An 18,532-nucleotide genomic window follows, 5' to 3' on the forward strand; every position below is an offset into this window, starting at 1 on the left:
ATGACGACGTCGACTCTGTACGGCATCCTGTCGATCGTCTTCTTCGCGCTGATCTGGGTGTTCGCCGTCGTGGCTTTCGTGTTCACGAGGAGGATGAGGGGCCACGCCCACGTCACCTCGAAGCTCGCCATCGGCACCCTGTCGGCCACGTTGCGCAAGGTCCGGAAACGCGAAGCGCTCACGGAAGACGAACTGGCCCTGGCCCGACAGGTGCTCGCCGACCGCGGCAGCATCCTGGCACTCGCCGTTCCGGCCACGCTGTTCTGCATCGGATGCTTTTATGTCTTCGGCAGCCTCGAACAATTGCACGGACGCACTCCGTCAGAGCGCACGTTCCTCGGCGTCTTTCCGATGATCACCTCTACCAACATGGCGTTGCAGATCCTCAGGAGTGCGCGCCTGAAGCGGAGGCTCCCGTGATCGAGCCGGCCGATCGGTCAGGCATCGTGCTCCCGCCCGAGCGCGTCGAGCATGCAGTTGACGGCCAGTTTGCCCAGCGCGTCGGAGGCCAGCGGGCTGTCGCCGGTGAGCAGACGGCGGTCTTGGTGCACGGTGCCGGCCATCTCGTCGTTGACGATTGTGAGTCCTTGCTTGACGAGTAGGTCGGCGACCAGCCACTGCAGGCGCCCGGGCAGGTAACCGATGTCGATGTTGGGTCCCTCGTCGAGCGAGTCGGGGAACACACACACCGAGTATCCGGCCAACGGCGACTGGTCCCTGCCGATGCTCGCGGCCAGCAGGGCGGCCGGTCCGTGGCACAGGGTGATGATGAACCGGCCGTGATCCAGTGCCCAGTCCAGGGTCTGACCTACCGCTTCGCTGCCCGGCAATCCGACGACGGCGCCATGGCCGCCGGGAATGAAGACCGCCAGATAGTCGGAGGCCGCCTTGAGGTCCGCGACGACCTCGGTGAGCTTGAGAGGTTCTTTGAGTTTGGGCCTGAGGGTCTCGTAGGTCGCCAGAACGGCCTGGTCTTCGTGGGGCATGGCCCACAGTTCCAGCTTCGCCGGGTACCCGGAGATGGTCGCGACGTCGACGTCGAACCCGGTTTGCATCAGATGGTGCAGCGGCAGCAGCATCTCCACCGGATGGTTGCCGGTGGAGAACATCTTTCCGTTCTGGCACAAGACATATCGCTCTTCGGTAGCGATCATCAGTACCTTCCACCGGCCCTCGGTGTAGGCACCTGCGTGTTCGACGCCGGCGAAGTCGGTTTTGGCCGAGGTGTACTGACTCAACGAGTAGGGCGACGGGAAGTACGCGTTGTCCTCGGCCTGATCCGGTGTGGGTGCCTTGCTGAGGTCGTCTGCTGCTTGTGACATGGTTTTCACCACTTCCTATTCCCGACTCGGTGCGGTGAGGTCAGTAATACCCGGCGTTCAGCGACCTCACGCGTGTCACCGCAGCGGCAGCTCGGCGAAGACAGGTGTGGTCGGCGTCGTCGAACCACTGCCAGGCTCGACGGTGAACGCCAGTGCCGACGCGTCGCCGAGGTCGGGGAGCACCGCGGTGGTCGACGGCGCGACGGCTGCCGAATCCATGGTGCCTGCCGATTCGGCCTCGTCCCCACGTAGCAGCCACATTTGATAAACCGTGCCGGTTTCCGGGGGCGTGACGCCATTCATCACCAACACCCCGGCGTTGCGTTCGCGGGAAAAGACGACAGTCGCGGTACCGCCGGTGGGAATCGACCCGGACACGGTCCGGACGTCGGGGGCGGCGAAGATCTGCTCGGCCGTCGTGGTCTGGGGGCTGGGCCGCAGTGCGAAGCCGATGCCAACGCCGGCCAGGGCGATGACGACGGCTGCTGCAGCCGCCAGCGCCGCGTTACGCCAGCGTGGTGCCGGCCGCAGCTCGCGCACCGAGACCGCTGCCAGTAGTTGATCACGTAGACCTGCCGGTGGCTCCAAGGCTGTGGCACCGGCCACCCGTGCCATGGTTTCCTGCACGTCGCGCACCTCGGCGGAGAACTGGGCCGCGACCTCGGGAGAAGCAGCGGCCAGGCGCTGTTCGATGTCGGCGCGCTCGCCGTCGGACACGGCGTGCAGCGCATACGGGGTGGCCAGCTCGAGCAGTTCGGAGTCAACCGGATCGGTCATGCCGCCCCCAGACAATTGCGCAGTCCGCGGAGAGCATCACGCATACGGGACTTGATGGTGGCCAGATTGGCCGCCAGCCGCTGCGACACCTGGCTGTAGGTCAGACCGTCGTAGTAGGCGAGGTGGATGCATTCCCGCTGGGCATCGGTGAGCGAGGACAGACAGTCGGCGACCCTGCGCTGTTCGTCCTGGGTGATCACCGAGTCCGCGACGTAGTCGGCGGCCGGTTCCATGCTGGTCATCCCATAACGGGACTCACGTTGGCCGGCAGCTTGCTCGGCACGGACCCGGTCCACCGCTCGCCGGTGGGCCAGTGTCATCAGCCACGCCATCGGAGATCCTGCGGTCGGGTCGTAGCTGTCGGCCGTGCGCCACACCTGCAGGTAGATCTCCTGGGTGGTTTCCTCGCTGTATCCCGGGTCCCGAAGAACCCGGGTGACCAGGCCAAACACCCGCGACCGCGTATGGTCGTACAGTTCGGCGAAGGCGTCGACATCGCGTCGGGCCACCCGCCGCAGCAACGCGTCGAGTTCGGCGGTCACCCACAGCAGCCTAGCGACCGGGGCGTGCGCCGTCATGTTTATCCAGATCTCGGTGGCATCGGTATGAAAAACGCAGTGCGCGAACGGTATTCCTCGAACCCCGGCCGGCCCCCCATATGCTTCTCGGCCAATCGGGCGCCGGTCGCGTACACCAGGAAGTACGTCATCAAGACCGGGGACAGCACCGTCGCGAGCGACAGCCAGCCGCAGATGGTCACCAACCACAGCCCCCACCAGACGCAGCTGTCGCCGAAATAGTTGGGATGGCGGGTCCAGGCCCACAACCCGCGATCCATGATCACTCCCCGGTGGGCCGGGTCGGATTTGAACCGGCGCAGCTGATGGTCTCCGACCGCCTCGAACACCAGCCCGACCACCCAGATCAGCACGCCCGCGATCAGGACCGGTCGCAGCACGCTCGGAGTCGGCCCCAACGTCGACGACAGCTGCACCGGCAGTGCGACAAACCAGGTTGCCGCCCCCTGGATGACAAACACCTTGCGCAGCACGTGAGCGGCCGAATAGTCGCCGCCCAAGAGCTCCTCGTAGCGTGGATCCTCGCCCTTGCCCGCGGACTTGAGCACCATGTGCCAGGACAGCCGGCCCGCCCAGACGGTGATGAGCACCAACAGCAGGATGCGTCGGAAGAGATCGCCGGCACCGAGAACTGCGCTGACGGCGGCGACCGCGATGAACCCGATGCCCCAGGCCACGTCGACGACGTTGTACCGCCCAAGGCCTCGGCCGATGAGGAACGTCAACCCGTGCACCACGGCGAGTGCGGCCAGCGACACCGCGGTAACGATCAGCATGTTCACCGGTGCCCTCCGATCGGTGCGAATGTCCACTGGTAGACGTCGAGATAGCCGGAGGCGAACCCGGCTTCGGAGTACGCCAGGTACAGCTCCCACATGCGGGCGAATACATCGTCGAAACCGAGCGCTGCCACCGTGTCACGGCGCGAGACGAACTGTTCTCGCCACAGCCGCAAGGTCTCGGCGTAGTGCGGCCGCAGCGACATCACATCGACGGTGCGCAGCCGGGTTCCGCGCTCGGTCAGTCCGATGATCGCCTCGGTCGACGGCAACAGACCGCCGGGGAAGATGTACTTCTGGATCCAGGTGTGTGTGCCGCGTGAGGCCATCATGCGATCGTGCGGCATGGTGATGGCCTGGATCGCGACCCGGCCTCCAGGAGTGACGAGCCGGTCGAGTGTTCGAAAATAGGTGGGCCAGAAGCGATATCCGACGGCTTCGATCATCTCGACCGACAGGACTGCGTCGTAGCAGCCGTCGGCGTCGCGGTAATCGAGCAGGTCGATACCGACCCGGTCTGACAGGCCGGCCGCCGCCACCCGTTGCCGGGCCAGCCGTTGTTGTTCGGCCGACAGGGTGATCGAGCGGACGCGCGCCCCACGCTGTGCGGCGCGGATGCAGAGCTCACCCCAGCCGGTGCCGATCTCCAGGACGCGGCTGCCCGGCCCCACGCCTGCCGTGTCGAGCAGTCGGTCGATCTTGCGGCGCTGGGCGTCGGCCAGGCCGGCTGCCGTGCCCGGAAGTTCAGGGAACAGCGCGCTGGAGTACGTCATCGTCTCGTCGAGAAACTCCGAGAACAGCTCATTGGAGAGGTCGTAGTGCGCCGCGATGTTGCGCCGGGACTGCGCCGGGTTGTTGCGGGCGGACCGCGGTGATCGGGGCAGCGTCACAGTACGAAAGCGTTGCAGCGCAGCGGGAACCAGGTCGCCCATCGACCTGCCGAACTCGGTGAGCAACCCGACGAGGTCGGTGGAGTGCCACTCACCGGCCATATACGATTCGCCGAACCCGATCAGGCCGTGACAGCCGATCCGCCGAGCCACGGCCCCCGGCCGTTCGATGACCATGGTGGGCAAGGTCGGATCAGCCGCCCCGATCACGGTTCCGTCGGGAAACGCCAGCCGTACCGGCAATGTCGCGGCGGCCCGTCGCAGTAGTTGGTTGGCCACCGCGCCGGAGATCGCGGCCACCGGTCCGCGCGGTGGATGGGCCACGTCGGGCCAGCGGGTCGGGTCGATGGCGGGATAGGTCCCGGTCCGAGTGCTCACAGTGCCCTTCCTCGGTGCTCGGTGACGAACTCAACGGCTTCATCGGTGGGTCGGGGCACCAGCGGGACCCGACGCAGCCACAACTTGATTCCCTCGACCCGGATTGCGAGGGCCCCGGCCAGCGGGGCCAGCGGTGCGACGAATTGCAGGCGGAGCAACTGCCGCGCGTTCGCCACCATGCGCTCGCCCCGCAGGGTGGCGACAAACGCCGGATGCCCTTGGCGGTGCAGGGAAATGGTCACATCAAGATGTTCATCAGGCTGTGGTGCGCGGACGCGGTAGTGCCCGTCGACGTCATTGAAGGGCGAGACGTACAAGCGCTTGGACACGCATGCAGGTTGTCCGGCGGGCAGCAGATAGGCGTGCCGTTGGCCATAGGTGTTGTGAACCTCGGCGATCACACAGCGCAGCGTGCCTGCGGCATCGTGGCACCAGTACAGGCTCAGCGGGTTGAATACGTATCCGAGCACTCGCGCCTGTAGCAACGCGGTCACCCTGCCCCCGCGGAGATCCACATCGTGCGTCGACAGAAACGTGTCGACACGTTGGCGCAGCGAGTCTTTCGGTTTACCCGCGAAGTGGTCTGCGGCCTCGAATCGGGCGAAAGGTATGAGCCAACGCGGCAATCGCGGCATCCGGTCGAGATCGACAAACCAGCTGTAGCCGCGGTAACTGAAGCGATGACGCACGGGTGCGAGCCGGACATGGGTAATTTCAGTGCGGTACAGAGCGGGGCTCAGCATGCCGCCGGCTCCGCAACCGTGCCTTCGGCCCATCGGGCACCCAGGCGCTCGGCGGCCCGCAGTCCCGAGGCGGCGCCGTCCTCATGGAAGCCCCAGCCGTGGTAAGCGCCGGCGAACACGACGCGGTCATCGCTGAGCGCAGGTAGAAGCTGCTGCGCGGCAACCGATTCGGAGGTGTAGACCGGATGGTCATAGACCATCTCGGCCAGGACCTTCGACGGGTCCACGCGGTGGGCGCCGCCGAGGGTCACCAGATAGCGCCGAGTGCCGCCGAGCCTCATCAGCCTGGTGATGTCATAGGTGACGGTGACGGCGTGATCAATCGGGTCGATCAGATAATTCCAGGAAGCGCGCGCTCTCGGCAGGCGTGGGAGTACCGACTCGTCGGTGTGCAACTGCGCCTGGTTGACGCTGTAGGGGATGGCCCCGAGGATGCTCCGTTCGGCCTCGGTCGGGTGGTCCAGCATCATCAGCGCCTGATTGGGATGGGTGGCGATGACCGCGGCATCGAACCTCCGGGGAGGGTGTCCGTCGACGGTGACCAGAACGCCCTCGGCGCACCGCCGCACGGACCGTACGTGCGCGCCGGTGACCGCCTCGGGTAGCCCGGACACGATGGCCTCGACGTAGTTGGCCGACCCGCCGACCACCGTGCGCCAACTCGGCGAGCCGAACACCGAAAGCATGCCGTGGTGCTGCAGGAAGACGAACAGATACCGCGCCGGGTAGCGCAGCGCTTCACCGGGCGGGCAGGACCACACCGCGGCGACCAGCGGAGTCATGAATCGTTCGGTGAAATACCGGGAAAACCCGTGCCGGTGGAGGAACGCGTCCAAGGTCACCTCGCCTTGTGTTGCCGGCCGCCGCAGCAATTGGGTTGCCAGCCGGTGGAATCGAGTGATCTCGGCGAGCATGAGCAGGTAGCGTGCCCGCGTCAGGTTGGACAAGGAAGGGAACAACCCGCCCAATCCCCGCGCGCCCGCGTACTCCAGGCCGGTTCCTTCATCCCGTACCGACATCGACATGTCGGTCTCCTGCGTACGGATCCCCAGTTCGTCGAACAGCCGGCACAGCGTCGGATAGGTACGGTCGTTGTGCACCAAAAAGGCCGTGTCGAGCGCAATGGTGCGGCCGTCTTCTATGACCTGCTGGGTATGGGCGTGGCCGCCGAAGCGGCTGTCGGCTTCCAGCAGGGTGACACGGTCACGCGCGGACAGGACATAGGCAGCCGTCAGGCCGGCAACACCGCTACCGATCACCGCAACGGCGCGCTCGCCAGGATGAGTGTGCTCCACACCCGGTATTCGGAGCCGGGCACGGCCCGGATGGGAAGGACTTCTACCGGAGTTCGGCGATCACCTTCCCGAACGCCTCGGCGTGGGCGATCTGCACGATGATGTAGGTGATCCCGTACTGTGCGCGCAGGCCGCGGATTCGGTCGGCCATGGCGCTGACCGATCCGGACAGCACACCGGGGTGGCGGAGCAGCTCGTCGTCGCTGAGCCCCGGCAGGAAATGGCGCGGCACATTCAGAGTCGGCATCTCGGTGCCGGGGGCGGGCATCGCCGTGATGGCGATATTGAGTTCCAAGTCGCCGAACCTGTCGCCGGCGGCCTTGCGCAGGAACGAGATCCGCTCGGCCAGTGGGTCGCCGTCGACGTGGTCGCCGCCGGTGAGGCCGACGATGTCGGCCGTCTGAGCGGCCACCGTCAGCAGCCGGTCGCCGTTGCCCGCGATGAGGATAGGAATGTCGGGCGTGTGCTCGTTCAGGTACTCGGTGGTGTGGCGTAGATAGTCGACGCGCTCGCGCGCGCTGGGGAACGGAAGTTCGGCTGCTTCGAACTCCTCGCGCACGTAGCCGGCGCCCAGGCCGAGGTCGAAGCGTCCCTCGGACAGATCCCACAGCGCGGTGGCGTCGCGGGCCAGCAGTGCCGGCTTGTAGAAGGCGGCATTGAGCACGAACGTCCCGACGCGCAGTGTGCTGGTGGCCGCGGCCACCGCTGTCAGGGTGGGAAACGGGGCCGGTGCACCGAGATGGTCGGGAACGTTGAGGACGTCGAAGCCGAGGTCTTCGGCCCGGCGTGCCACGTCGGCGATCTGCGATTGGGATCCGGTGGCGCGCAGGCTGACACCAAAACGGAAATCGTTGGGCATCACCCGATCTTAGGCATGGCGCCCGCAGGTTTGGGGGCGTCGGCGGCGGGCAATTCTGAGCCGTGACAAGTCATCCGACGGTGGGCGTGGAGGAAGAGTTCCTGCTCATCGACCCGCAGAGCGGCGAGCCGATCGCCCGGAACAAACAGGTCGCGGCGTGTGCCGCCGAGCACGGCGTAGACCTGCAACTGGAGCTGACCAGCTGTCAGGTCGAAACCACCACGGATGTGATGGGCACCAGCAGTGCGCTACGGCGCGAACTGACCAGGTTGCGCCGTATCGCCACGGAGGCTGCCGCGGCCAACGGGGCACAGCTGTTGGCGGTCGGGCTGCCGCCGACCGTGCCGCACAAATTCCCGGTGACACCGACCGCGCGTTACCGCAGGATCGCCCACCGCTTCGGCATGGTCGCCCACGAGCAGGGCATCTGCGGCTGCCACGTCCACGTCGCGGTACCGAGCCGGCCGCATGCCATCTATGTCAGCAACTGGCTGCGGCCCTGGCTGCATGTGTTGTTGGCGCTGACCGCCAACTCGGCGATCTATCGCAACACCGACAGCGGCTACGCCAGCTTCCGCAGTGTGCTGTGGTCGCGCTGGCCGAGCTCGGGTCCGCCGCCGCACTTCGATTCGGCCGCGGACTACGAGGCCACCATCGACATGCTGCAACGGGCCGGGGCCGCCCTGGACGACGGCATGATCTATTGGGATGTGCGTCCGTCGGCGAATTTCCCGACCGTGGAGGTGAGGGTCTCCGACGTACCCGCGACGGTGGCCGAGACGGTGCTGCTCGCCACCTTGATCCGGGCCGGGGTGATGACCGCGCTGCAGCTGCGCGCCGAGGGCGAATCCGTTCCGGTCCTGGCGGATTACGCGGTCCGGGCGGCGCACTGGAAGGCCGCCCGCGACGGGCTCGAAGGCGACGGCATCTACCTGCTGGGAGACCAGTCGACAGTCCCAGTGCGCGAACTCTTGGACCGATATCTGGAGACGGTACGGCCCGCGCTGGAGGTGTTGGGCGAGTACGAGATGGTGCGCGGTGAGATCGCACGGATCGCCGCCGAGGGTAACGGCGCGATGCGGCAGCGACGGGCCTGGCGCCGACGCAACGAAATCGCCGATGTGATCCGCGAATTGGCGTCAGCTGTGACCAGTGACTAAACCGCCCAGCGGCGCAGGAAGTCGACCCAGGTGTGCGGAAGTTCGTGGTGCACCGCACCGGCGAGGATGCGTTCGAGATAGCCCGGCCGCGGTGGACCCGGCTCGACGCGATGGTCGATGTAGACCCAGGCCGGTGCGGCGCCGCCGTCCGTGTGCACGGTCAGCCGGTCCCGGCGATAGCGCACCGGGACTCCCTCGGCGCTGTCGAGTGCGGCCAGATCGTGGTCGGTGACATGCCACAACACACCGTGCACCGCGGTCATGTCGAAAGGTTCAATCGTGGCCACACCGCGCTGGTTGATCAGCCAATTGTGGCCGTCGAGGCGGGCCGGTCGGGGATCGACCGCCCCGGGACAGCGCCGGGCCATCTGTGCCACGCACAGATTCGAGCCGTAGGCGAAGTACGGGTGCAGCATTCAGCTCGCGACGGTCAGGTAGATCAGTACCACGTTGAGCACACTAATCAACCCGGCAACTCCCCAGCCCAGTGCGGTGGTGACCCGGTGGTTGACGTCCTCGGCCATCAGGTTCGCTTTGCTGGTCAACCGCACCAGCGGGATCAGTGCCAGCGGTATGCCGAAGGACAACACCACCTGGGACAGGACCAGGGCGCGACTGGGGTCCACGCCGATGGCCAGGATGACCAGCGCTGGGATCAGGGTGACCATCCGCCGCAGCAGCAACGGGTAGGAGCGACGCAGCAATCCCTGCATGATCATCGCGCCCGCATACGCGCCGACGGAGGTCGACGCCAGGCCGGAGGCCAGCAATCCGATGGCGAACAGTAGGGCAACCGTGGGGCCCAGGGTGTCGCGCACCGCGGCGTGGGCGCCCTCGATGGAGTCGGTGTTGTCGCGTCCCTGCAGGTTGGTGGCCGCGACCAGCAGCATGGCCAAGTTCACCGCGCCGGCCAGCAGCATCGCCAGGCCGACGTCGTAGCGGGTGATCCGCAGCAGGCGTCGCCGGACGGCGCCGGGTTGGAGATGACCGTGGCGATCGCGGGCCAGACCGGAATGCAGGTAGACCGCATGTGGCATCACGGTGGCCCCGAGCATCGCGGTGGCCAGCAGCAGGCTTTCGGCGCCTTGGAAGCGCGGGATCAGTCCCGTGGCGACCGCGGCCGGCGGGGGTGTGTTGACGAACAGGCTGGTCAGAAACCCGATGGCGATGATCATCAGCAGCCCGGTGATGACCCGCTCGAATACCCCTTGCCCCCGCCGGTTCTGCACGCTCAGCAGCAGCAGCGACACCACGCCGGTGATGACGCCACCGACCAGCAGCGGCAGGTCGAACAGCAGGTGCAACGCGATGGCCCCGCCCACAACTTCCGCGAGATCCGTTGCTACGGCCACCAATTCGGCCTGTATCCAGTAGACGATCCGTGTCGGGGTGCGGGTGTGGTCGGCAACGACCTCGGGCAGCGATCGTCCGGTGACCAATCCGAGTTTGGCCGATAGATACTGCACCAGGCCCGCCATGGCGTTGGCCACCACGATGACCCAGACCAGAAGGTAGCCGAACTGGGCTCCTGCGCTCACGTTGGCGGCGACGTTGCCGGGATCGACATAGGCGATCGCGGCGACGAACGCCGGGCCGAGCAGCAGCCAGCTCGGCGTCACGCGCGTCTTGGTGTCCTGTAACAATGCCCCTGCTTTCTATCCGGGTGTGCGAATAGAAAAGTTAGGGTACCCGAAACCTTGTGGTGATCGTCAGGCGCGGGTCGAACATGACCGTCACCAGCCGACGCCTCCGAACCCGAAGACCGGTCCGTACCAGGGCCCGTAGTTGTTCATCGCCGGTGGGGAGGTCACGATCGCAGTGCTGCCATTGGTCTGGCACTGGGTGGTGTTGGGCGACGTGTTGGTGCAGTTCGGCGCGGCCGCGCCGGCCGGGGCCGTCAGAATCGCCGAGCAGGCCACCGCCAGCCCTGCGGCCAGGCACCGAACCGTGTTGCTCATGACCTACTCCGATCGTGGAGTAAGTCTACGTCCAAACGCTACTGTCAGCGCTGGTCAGAGGACGAAAAACTCGTCATCCCAGGGGATGAGGCGAAACCTCATCGCAGCTCGTTCCGCCGAGGACCTATCCGGCAGCGACGTACAGACCACGGCCGGTGATCAACGGCAGATCGAGTGTGGTCCGGATGCCCGGCTTGGCGTCCACCACCGCCGGGATGGCATTGACCACCCGCGCCGCCGTCGCCACCAGACCGGCATGGTTGTGGTCGCCGTTAGGGCTGCTCAGGCACAGGTCCAGGGTGTAGGACGGCTCGCCGGTCACCACCACCCGGTAGGAGCCGCCCTCCTGCGCGGGCTGCGGCCAGTCCGGGCACAGGTCGTCGCGCAGCCGCGTGACGTGCTCAAGCACCACCGCGGCCTTGCCGTCGCGCATACCTCGCACTTCGAACCGCAGCGCTGCGGTCGTGCCGGCGGGGATGTGCCCGGCCGCAATCTCGAAGTCTTCCGGAGCGGGCACCCGGGTGTGTTCCTCGGTGACCTCATCGAGTTCGATACCGAGCCCGGCGGCCATCTGACGCACCACCGAACCCCACGCCAGGCTCAGCACACCCGGTTGCAGCAGCATCGGGGTCTCGTCGATCGGCTTGCCGAAGCCCATGACGTCGAACATCACCGCTGCGCTGTCGTAGGTCGCGTAGTCGACGATCTCCATGCAGCGGATCTGCTGGATCTGCTGACACGTGCCGGCAAGGGCAAGCGGCAGAAGGTCATTCGCGAAACCGGGATCGATGCCATTGACAAACAGTGACGAAGATCCCTCTTCGGCGGCAGTGGCGATCGGCTCGATCAGCTCGGCCGGTAGCACCTGCCACGGGTACTGCAGGAACACCGCCGAGCTGGCCACTACGTTGACGCCGGCGGCCAGGATGCGCCGGTAATCCTCGAGCGCCTCGGGCAGCCGGTTGTCGGCGAGCGCGGTGTAGACCACGCAGTCCGGCTCGGCGGCCAAGATCGCGTCAAGGTCGGTGGTTGCCAGGATGCCGGTCGAAACATCAAGGCCGGCAAGCTCTCCGGCGTCCTTGCCGGCCTTGGCCGACGAGGACACCCACACACCGGTCAGTTCGTAGTCCGGATTGGTGACGAGCTGCGCCAGGGCGTGCTTGCCGACGTTACCGGTACCGACCGCGGCTACCCGAATGGTCATTGTTCTCCTCAGAGGTCAGGGATGGGCAGATCGAGATTGGGCATGTTGAGGCCGCCGTCCACTTCGAGCACCTTGCCGGTCAGGTAGCTGCCCGCGGGGGAGGACAGGTACACCGCGGCGGCGGCGATGTCGGCGGGGTCGCCGAGGCGGCGCAGCGGGGTGGCCTTCTCCATCGGGTCGCGCAGCGCCTCGTTGGAGGCGACGATGTCGAGGGCTGAGGTCAGAATCGAGCCCGGCGCGATCGCGTTGACGCGGATGCGCGGGCTCAGGTCGAGTGCGGACAGCCGGGTGTAATGCGCGAGGGCGGCCTTGGCGGTGCCGTAGGCGGCGAACCCGCGTCCGGCCAGGCGGCCCACGGTGGAGGTGATGTTGATGATGCTGCCGCCGCCGGAGTGCTCGAGCATCAGCGGTACCGCCGCACACGTCAGCGCGTGCGCGGTGGACACATTGAACGTGAACGCGTCGCGCAGGTCCTTGGTGGACGTGTTCAGGAGCGGTGCGGGCATGGTGCCACCGACGTTGTTGACGACGATGTCTAGTTTCCCGAACGCATCGACGGCAGCGGCCGCGAGTTCCGCGGTGGCCTCGGGATGGGCCAGATCGGCGGCGACGACGTGAGCCTTGCGTCCCACTGCCGCGATCTGCTCGGCGACCGCGTCGAGTTGGGCCTGGGTGCGGGCCGCGATGACCACGTCGGCACCGGCTTCCGCGAATGCCAGGGCGGTGGCTGCGCCCAGTCCGCGGCCCGCTCCGGTGACAACCGCAACCTTGTCGTCCAGTCGGAATCTATCCAGAATCACATGCACTCCGTTCGCTCGCTCGGCGCCACGCTAGCAGGGTGAGCCGACGCTCGTGGGGCGTTTCTGAAACACGTTCTAGTTGGTCTGTGGATCACTGCGCCGACATGGTGCGTCGCCCAAATCGCCACCGCAGCCCTGGTGGCGGGAGCACAATCGAGTTGTCAGCTCAAGGTGGGGAGTCGTCATGACCCAGCAGCGATACGACTTCTTCGGCGATGCTTTCGCGGAGTATTTCCGCCCGGCCGTCGACCGTTACCCGTCGACGGCCGGCACCCTCATCCACCGCTTGCTCGCCTGCACCGATGACCTGCAGGACCGGTTGGCTCAGGCCCGTCTGGCGGCCTCGGTATGGGGTGAAGAGGAGTTGGGCCACCCCGGCCGCGCGCACCCGGCCGCGGAGTTGTTCGTCATCACCCAATGCGGGCTGATGTACGGCGCCCGGTTCGTCGATGCTCGTCACGGCCTGTACTATCTGGCCACCCCGCGCACGATGTTCGACGCGTTCGTCGATCAGATCGAGCACACGCCGCTGCGTCCTGGCGTGGTGGTCGCGGTGGACCGCCGCTGCAGCCATGACCTCGAATCGGCCCACCCGATGGACGCGGCGCTGCGCCGCATCCTCGACGAGCACGAGGCTCTGCGCGTCGACGTGCCTGCCTGACCACGGTTCCGGCGGGCTTATGTTAACGCCGTGTTGCGGCGGTATTCACTGTGTGTTAACCGGTGTGCATTCGGTATGAGATTGTCCGACAACGGAATTCACCGTCCTAGGTTTAGCCCACATCACCGAAACCGAAGGGATGGGCTGAATCCAGTGAAGCCGAAGTTGACAAGCACGTGTGCCGCCGCTGTCGGATTGTGTGGGCTCGGGACTGCGTTGGCTGCGCCGGCCGGCGCCGCACCGACCGACGCGTCGGCGAGTGAGACCATCAGCGAACTCGAAAGCCAGGGTTACCGGGTGATATTGAGCAAAGTGGGCACCAAGGCGATGGACGACTGCACGGTGAGTGCCGTCCGGCAAGGCCGTACGGTCACCGCACCGCAGATACCTGTCGGTGCGGCAAGCATCACGTCGTTCAACCCCGGACAGAATCTGCAGTACACAACGGTCTACGTGGATCTGGACTGCCGCCGCTGAGCTACTTCTTGGCGGAGGCCTTCTTCGCCGCCGCTTTCTTGGCAGGGGCCTTCTTCGCAGGTGTCTTCTTGGCAGGAGCTTTCGCCGAACCGCCACGTGCCTTCACGCTGGCCTCGAGTTTGGCCAGCAAGTCCGACACATCCTCGGTCTCGTCGAGCTCGGTCGGCTGTTCCTCGACCGAGAAGGCTTCTCCGCCTTCAAGTTTGGCTTGAACCAGCTCGCGTAGCTGTTCCTGGTAGTCGTCGCGGAACTGGTCCGGTTTGAAATCGTCGGTCATCGACTCGACAACCTGACCTGCCATCTTCAACTCGGCCGGTTTGATGTCGACTTCCTTGTCCAGCACCGGGAAGTCGGGGTCGCGGATCTCGTCGGGCCACAGCAGCGTGTGGATCATCATGACGTTGCGCTTGCTGAAGTCCTTGACCCGCAGCGCGGCCAGCCGCGTCTTGTTGCGAAGCGAGAAGTGCACGATCGCGACCCGTTCGGTCTCGGCGAGGGTCTTGGCCAGCAGCACATAGGACTTCGACGACTTGGAATCGGGCTCCAGGAAATAGCTCTTGTCGTACATCAGCGGGTCGAGCTGATCGGCCGGGATGAACTCGACCACCTCGATCTCGCGACTGCGTTCCTCCGGCAGGGTCGCGATGTCCTCGTCGGTGATCACCACCATCTGTCCGTCGTCGGACTCGAACGCCTTGTTGATGTCGCGGAACTCGACGACCTCGCCGCATACTTCGCAGACTCGCTTGTAGCGGATGCGCCCGTTGTCCTTGGCGTGGACCTGATGGAACTTGATGTCGTGGTCCTCGGTCGCGCTGTAGACCTTGACCGGTACGTTCACCAGGCCGAAGGCGATCGAACCCTTCCAGATGGATCGCATTTGCCCAGTATGGCTTGATCTGGCCGCGAGTGCGAAGAACCGCCGGATCGGTGCGCCGCGTCAGGTGCCCTTGACGAGGCGGCCAACCGACTCGGGAGTGTCGACGTCCACACTGACCCACGGTGCGGGAATCGGATCGCCGGCCACGGTCCGTAACGGCACTACGCCGGCCCATCCGCCGGAGTCGGCTGCCTCGTCGGGCGGGGATGGCGGCCCGACGCGCACCTTGACCGTCCAGCCGTCGGGGGTGATCGGCAGGGCCATCGCGAGTGTCGCCGAGAGCTCCTTCGTGGTGCTGGGCCGCACCTCAGAGCTGCGGCCGGGAATCAGCGCGTCGCTCATCAGATCCAGTGCGTATGCCGCGTCAGACGGATCGATGACGGTCAGGTGGCCGCGCACGACGGCCGACCGGTAGTTGGCTGAGGAGTCGAAAAGCGTATCCGCCACCACGATTCCGTCCAGCAGCGTCACACAGAACGCGGCCGGCGCTCCGGCTGCGACATGCCGCAGTGCGCCCGCACCGGTCGACCCGTGCAGGATGATCCGGTCATGGTCGCGGGCGTAGAGCATCGGTACGACCCACGGTTGTCCATCCAACACTGTCGCCAGTGTGCCTACGGCCGCGGCGTCGAGCACCGCATCCAGGTCGGGCCGGTCGGTGCGGGCGCGCTCGCGTTCTCTCCTGATCTGCTTCACACGACGCATTCTGCGGACATACCGGCATGGTCGAAAGATCCAGAACTGGCAATAGTGTGCAGACCACTATTGTGGCGACATGGCACGCCATGCACCCGAGCTGCACCTGGTCTGGCAGCTGCCCGCTGACGGGGCGCCGCTGCGCCAACGCATCGCTGCGGCCGTCATCGAGCAGATCAGGCTGGGCGGGCTGCGTCCCGGCGACGCGCTGCCGTCGACCCGCAGCCTGGCCACCGAACTCGCAGTGGCTCGCTCGTCGGTGGTCGACGCCTACGACGAACTGGCCGCGGCCGGCTACGCCACCGCCCGCCCCGGGTCGGGCACCCGGGTCGCGGCCGGTGCCGATGCCGCAGCCCACGCAGGCGCGGCCTCCCACGTCAGCTCGAGCGGCCTCACGACCTCGGTGCCGGCGGCTCCGAGACCGTCACCACCCGTCTGGGATCTCACGCCCGGCCACCCTGATCCCAGCCTGATCTCCACGACCGACTGGCGGCGGGCCTGGCGGACGGCCGCGGCCGCACCCGTGCCTGCCGCCGCCGCTGGACCACAGGGCCATGCTGAACTCCGCGCGGCCCTGGCGAGTCATTTGCGTCGCACCCGCGGGATCGTCACCGACGCGGACGATCTGATCATCGTGCCCGGCGTGGCCGCTGCGCTGCGCACGCTCTCCGCGGCGGCCGGACTGAACGGGCGCGATGTGGCGTTCGAGGAACCGGGTTATGACGAAGCCCGGCGTACGTTCGAAATGTCCGGCGCCCGAACACGTGCGGTGGTGGTCGACGGCGACGGGCTGGATCCTGGATCGCTGCGGGATTCCGATGCGGCCGTGTATTGCACTCCGGCGCATCAGTATCCGCTCGGCGCGCGGTTGCCGGTGGGCCGCCGTGCCCGGCTGGTCCAGTGGGCGGTCAAGACCGGCGCCCTGCTGATCGAGGACGACTATGACGGCGAGTTCCGCTATGACGTTTCCGCGCTGCCCGCGTTGCGCGGGATCGACGACGGCCGCGATTGCGTGGCGTACATCGGGACCGTGTCCAAGATCCTCACGCCCGCGCTGCGGGTGGCCTGGCTGCTGCCCCCGCCGGGGCTGCGCGATGACGTCGCCGATGCGCTGGGGCGCAGCGGTGAATCCATCTGTGGGGTAACCACTCTGGCGTTGGCGCGGTTCATCGATTCGGGTGCGATGACCCGTCACCTTGCCAGGGCGGCGCGCACGTACTCGGCGCGGCGGTCCGCACTCGTCGGCGCGCTCGGCCGGCGGCGCAGGGGACTCCAGCTGGAGGGGGTCGAGGCCGGGCTGCACGTGGTGGTGCGGCTACCCGACGAGAGCGACGACCTCGCGGTCACCGCGCTGCTCGGCGAGCAGGGAGTCACCGCATCGCCGCTGTCCACCTACTTTGCCGGTCCGCCCGGCGCCCGAGGCCTGGTGTGTGGATACGCCCGGCTGCCCGAGACGCAGGCTGACGCGGTTGCCGAGCGCATCGTGAGCGCGATCGGTCAGCTCTGAGCGCCGTCTCGCGTTGCGCGGTCAGGCAGGTCGGCGCCCGGCCGGGCCACCGTCAACGCCGCGGTCAACGCGGCGCACCTCAAGACGCCTTCGAGGTCCCCGGCACTTATCCGGGCCAGGTCACGGCGGCGGTCGGCACCGAGCAATCCCAATGACCACAACGCGTCGAGCAGGCCCGTCATGAAGGCGTCACCGGCGCCGACGGTGTCCACCACATGCACCGGCTGCGCCGGAACCGACACCGATCCGGCTCGGCACACCGCGAAAGCGCCCTGCTCGCCGGAGGTCACCGTGACCACGGACGGACCGGATTCCAGCCAGGCCCGCGCGATCTGTTCGGGGGAGTGGCGTGGGGCCAGCCAGCGAATATCTGCTTCGGATGCTTTGACGATGTCGGCGCGTTCGACGAGTCGGTCGATGCGGCCGCGGGCGATGTCGCCGTCCTGGATCACGTCCGGCCGCACATTCGGATCGAAGCTGATGGTCGCCGACATGCGGTAGGCGTCCAGCAGCGCCGCAGTAGCCCGACATCCCGGCTCCAGAACCGTGGCGATCGAGCCGGTGTGGACCAGTTGCGGGGTGGCCACCTCGGGGGTGCCGGTGAGCTGCCAGTCGATGTCGAAGGTGTAGTTGGCAGAGCCCGCCGCGTCCAGGACCGCCAGAGCGGTTGGTGTTCGGCTGGCCGTCGTGCTGCCCGAAACCAGTTGCACCCCAGAATCTTCCACGTACTTGATGATGCGCTTGCCGTGATCGTCCTCGGCGATGTGGGTGAGAAAGTCGACACCGCGGCCCAGCCGGCTCAGCCCGACGGCGACGTTGAGCGGGCTGCCGCCCACGTACTCGCCGATGACCGCGCCGTCACTCTCGACGACGTCGATCAGCGCCTCGCCGATAACCAGGGCCCGGCTCATGGCTCCATGGTAGGTGGGTCTGGCTAGACCCGTCCGGCGATGAAACCCGCCGCCTGGTCGGGATACGGCGGGAGTTCGTAGGCGCTGTGCGCGGCGCGGAGACGCCCACCCTGCACGCAGATCGGATCACCGGGGCTGCACAGGTCGATGGCCCGACCGGCGAATTGCCCGGCCCCCGACAACGGCGTGCCGAACCGATTGCCGGGGTTGCCGAACACCGCGACGGCGGCGACCCGGTCGGCACTGTTGGGCGGCAGCGCGGGAGCTGAGCCGATGGTGCCGATCCGGTCACCGATCGGAGGTACGCCCGCCAGCATGGAAACCGCAGCCGCGCCTTGCGAGAAACCACCGAGCACCACCCGGGTGCCGGGGCATTGATCGGCCAGCCAGGCGATGTGCCCGGCGGCATCGTTGGCCCCGTCTGCAGTCGTCAGGAAATTGATCCCGGCCGGATAGTTGACCGCATACACGCCGAGGCTGCGCGGTGCGATCCGCGGGCCGAGCTGGTCGACCAGAGCCTGGCCCACCCGGCCGATCCCGGGCGGCTCACCGGTGCCGCGGGCGAACACCACCTCGACGTCCGAGCAGGGATCGGCTGACGCGGCAGGCGCCGGACCGCAGAAAACGAGCGCTGCGGGCATCAACATGACCGCGACC

The 18,532-nt window shown here is 66.9% G+C and carries 21 protein-coding genes and 1 pseudogene; 5 read left to right on the top strand and 17 right to left on the bottom strand.

Annotation, left to right across the window (positions count from 1 at the left end; genetic code table 11):
* Entirely contained in the window at window positions 1-420 is a 420-nt protein-coding gene (locus E0T84_RS14625) for a hypothetical protein (protein ID WP_138744791.1), read from the top strand.
* Window positions 421-437: 17 nt separating this feature from the next.
* Here the strand turns inward: E0T84_RS14625 and hchA are convergent, their stop codons facing one another.
* From hchA to E0T84_RS14665, 8 genes are all read right to left on the bottom strand, one after another.
* On the bottom strand, window positions 438-1,322 hold the full coding sequence (gene hchA / locus E0T84_RS14630; protein ID WP_138744792.1) for a glyoxalase III HchA: 885 nt from the start codon (window positions 1,320-1,322) through the stop codon (window positions 438-440).
* 75 nt (window positions 1,323-1,397) lie between these two features.
* Window positions 1,398-2,099 carry an anti-sigma factor gene (locus E0T84_RS14635; protein WP_070189212.1) on the bottom strand — a complete coding sequence of 234 codons (702 nt, stop codon included), beginning with the start codon at window positions 2,097-2,099 and terminating at the stop codon, window positions 1,398-1,400.
* The gene (locus E0T84_RS14640; RefSeq protein WP_070189211.1) at window positions 2,096-2,677 is read right to left on the bottom strand and encodes a sigma-70 family RNA polymerase sigma factor; all 582 of its coding nucleotides are present in this window, start codon (window positions 2,675-2,677) and stop codon (window positions 2,096-2,098) included. The genes E0T84_RS14635 and E0T84_RS14640 overlap by 4 nt, the downstream gene beginning before the upstream one ends.
* A 2-nt stretch (window positions 2,678-2,679) precedes the next feature.
* Window positions 2,680-3,447, bottom strand: a complete 768-nt coding sequence (locus E0T84_RS14645) for a DUF1295 domain-containing protein (RefSeq protein ID WP_171055039.1) — start codon at window positions 3,445-3,447, stop codon at window positions 2,680-2,682.
* An 8-nt stretch (window positions 3,448-3,455) separates the two neighbouring features.
* A complete protein-coding gene (locus tag E0T84_RS14650; protein ID WP_070189209.1) occupies window positions 3,456-4,724 on the bottom strand; it encodes a class I SAM-dependent methyltransferase in 1,269 nt (422 codons plus the stop codon).
* The gene (locus tag E0T84_RS14655) at window positions 4,721-5,467 is read right to left on the bottom strand and encodes a DUF1365 domain-containing protein (RefSeq protein ID WP_070189208.1); all 747 of its coding nucleotides are present in this window, start codon (window positions 5,465-5,467) and stop codon (window positions 4,721-4,723) included. The genes E0T84_RS14650 and E0T84_RS14655 overlap by 4 nt, the downstream gene beginning before the upstream one ends.
* Window positions 5,461-6,762: an NAD(P)/FAD-dependent oxidoreductase gene (locus tag E0T84_RS14660; protein WP_070189207.1), complete on the bottom strand. Its 1,302-nt coding sequence runs from the start codon at window positions 6,760-6,762 to the stop codon at window positions 5,461-5,463. Before E0T84_RS14660 ends, E0T84_RS14655 begins: the two co-directional genes overlap by 7 nt.
* A gap of 43 nt (window positions 6,763-6,805) precedes the next feature.
* Entirely contained in the window at window positions 6,806-7,621 is an 816-nt protein-coding gene (locus E0T84_RS14665; RefSeq protein ID WP_171055036.1) for an LLM class F420-dependent oxidoreductase, read from the bottom strand.
* A 62-nt stretch (window positions 7,622-7,683) separates the two neighbouring features.
* On the opposite strand from E0T84_RS14665, the gene E0T84_RS14670 reads away from it, so the two are divergent.
* Window positions 7,684-8,781, top strand: coding sequence for a glutamate--cysteine ligase (locus E0T84_RS14670; protein WP_070189205.1), 1,098 nt, complete (start codon window positions 7,684-7,686; stop codon window positions 8,779-8,781).
* 5 nt (window positions 8,782-8,786) lie between these two features.
* On the opposite strand, the pseudogene E0T84_RS14675 reads toward E0T84_RS14670, so the two are convergent.
* The 5 genes and pseudogenes from E0T84_RS14675 to E0T84_RS14695 all read right to left on the bottom strand — a co-directional run.
* Window positions 8,787-9,197 (bottom strand): annotated as a pseudogene (locus tag E0T84_RS14675) (gamma-glutamylcyclotransferase family protein); the annotation flags it as partial.
* Window positions 9,198-10,424, bottom strand: a complete 1,227-nt coding sequence (locus E0T84_RS14680) for an Nramp family divalent metal transporter (RefSeq protein WP_138744794.1) — start codon at window positions 10,422-10,424, stop codon at window positions 9,198-9,200. It lies immediately after the preceding pseudogene.
* 90 nt (window positions 10,425-10,514) lie between these two features.
* Entirely contained in the window at window positions 10,515-10,739 is a 225-nt protein-coding gene (locus E0T84_RS14685) for a hypothetical protein (protein ID WP_070189202.1), read from the bottom strand.
* Window positions 10,740-10,863: 124 nt separating this feature from the next.
* Window positions 10,864-11,943: a diacylglycerol kinase gene (locus E0T84_RS14690; RefSeq protein ID WP_070189201.1), complete on the bottom strand. Its 1,080-nt coding sequence runs from the start codon at window positions 11,941-11,943 to the stop codon at window positions 10,864-10,866.
* Window positions 11,944-11,951: 8 nt separating this feature from the next.
* Complete coding sequence (locus tag E0T84_RS14695; protein WP_070189290.1) at window positions 11,952-12,743, bottom strand: SDR family oxidoreductase; 792 nt, start codon at window positions 12,741-12,743, stop codon at window positions 11,952-11,954.
* A 184-nt stretch (window positions 12,744-12,927) separates the two neighbouring features.
* Here E0T84_RS14695 and E0T84_RS14700 point away from each other — a divergent pair, with 184 nt between their 5' ends.
* Window positions 12,928-13,404 (top strand): glucose-6-phosphate dehydrogenase, encoded by a 477-nt coding sequence (locus tag E0T84_RS14700; RefSeq protein WP_070189200.1) that lies wholly within the window; start codon window positions 12,928-12,930, stop codon window positions 13,402-13,404.
* Between the two features lie 165 nt (window positions 13,405-13,569).
* Window positions 13,570-13,881 carry a hypothetical protein gene (locus E0T84_RS14705; protein WP_070189289.1) on the top strand — a complete coding sequence of 104 codons (312 nt, stop codon included), beginning with the start codon at window positions 13,570-13,572 and terminating at the stop codon, window positions 13,879-13,881.
* A 1-nt stretch (window position 13,882) separates the two neighbouring features.
* On the opposite strand, the gene E0T84_RS14710 is transcribed toward E0T84_RS14705, so the two are convergent.
* Both E0T84_RS14710 and E0T84_RS14715 read right to left on the bottom strand, forming a co-directional pair.
* On the bottom strand, window positions 13,883-14,761 hold the full coding sequence (locus E0T84_RS14710) for a Ku protein (RefSeq protein WP_070189199.1): 879 nt from the start codon (window positions 14,759-14,761) through the stop codon (window positions 13,883-13,885).
* 60 nt (window positions 14,762-14,821) lie between these two features.
* Entirely contained in the window at window positions 14,822-15,457 is a 636-nt protein-coding gene (locus E0T84_RS14715; RefSeq protein WP_070189198.1) for a pyridoxamine 5'-phosphate oxidase family protein, read from the bottom strand.
* Between the two features lie 79 nt (window positions 15,458-15,536).
* Between E0T84_RS14715 and E0T84_RS14720 the strand changes: the two genes are divergently transcribed.
* Window positions 15,537-16,964 carry a PLP-dependent aminotransferase family protein gene (locus E0T84_RS14720; RefSeq protein WP_070189197.1) on the top strand — a complete coding sequence of 476 codons (1,428 nt, stop codon included), beginning with the start codon at window positions 15,537-15,539 and terminating at the stop codon, window positions 16,962-16,964.
* On the opposite strand, the gene E0T84_RS14725 is transcribed toward E0T84_RS14720, so the two are convergent.
* Both E0T84_RS14725 and E0T84_RS14730 read right to left on the bottom strand, forming a co-directional pair.
* Complete coding sequence (locus tag E0T84_RS14725; protein ID WP_070189196.1) at window positions 16,955-17,875, bottom strand: carbohydrate kinase; 921 nt, start codon at window positions 17,873-17,875, stop codon at window positions 16,955-16,957. The genes E0T84_RS14720 and E0T84_RS14725 overlap by 10 nt on opposite strands.
* Window positions 17,876-17,898: 23 nt before the next feature.
* Window positions 17,899-18,516, bottom strand: coding sequence for a cutinase family protein (locus E0T84_RS14730; RefSeq protein WP_083284543.1), 618 nt, complete (start codon window positions 18,514-18,516; stop codon window positions 17,899-17,901).
* Between the last annotated feature and the right edge of the window lie 16 nt (window positions 18,517-18,532).

Origin of the sequence: Mycobacterium sp. DBP42 (assembly GCF_005924235.1) — a bacterium.
In the GTDB taxonomy this organism is placed as follows: domain Bacteria; phylum Actinomycetota; class Actinomycetes; order Mycobacteriales; family Mycobacteriaceae; genus Mycobacterium; species Mycobacterium syngnathidarum.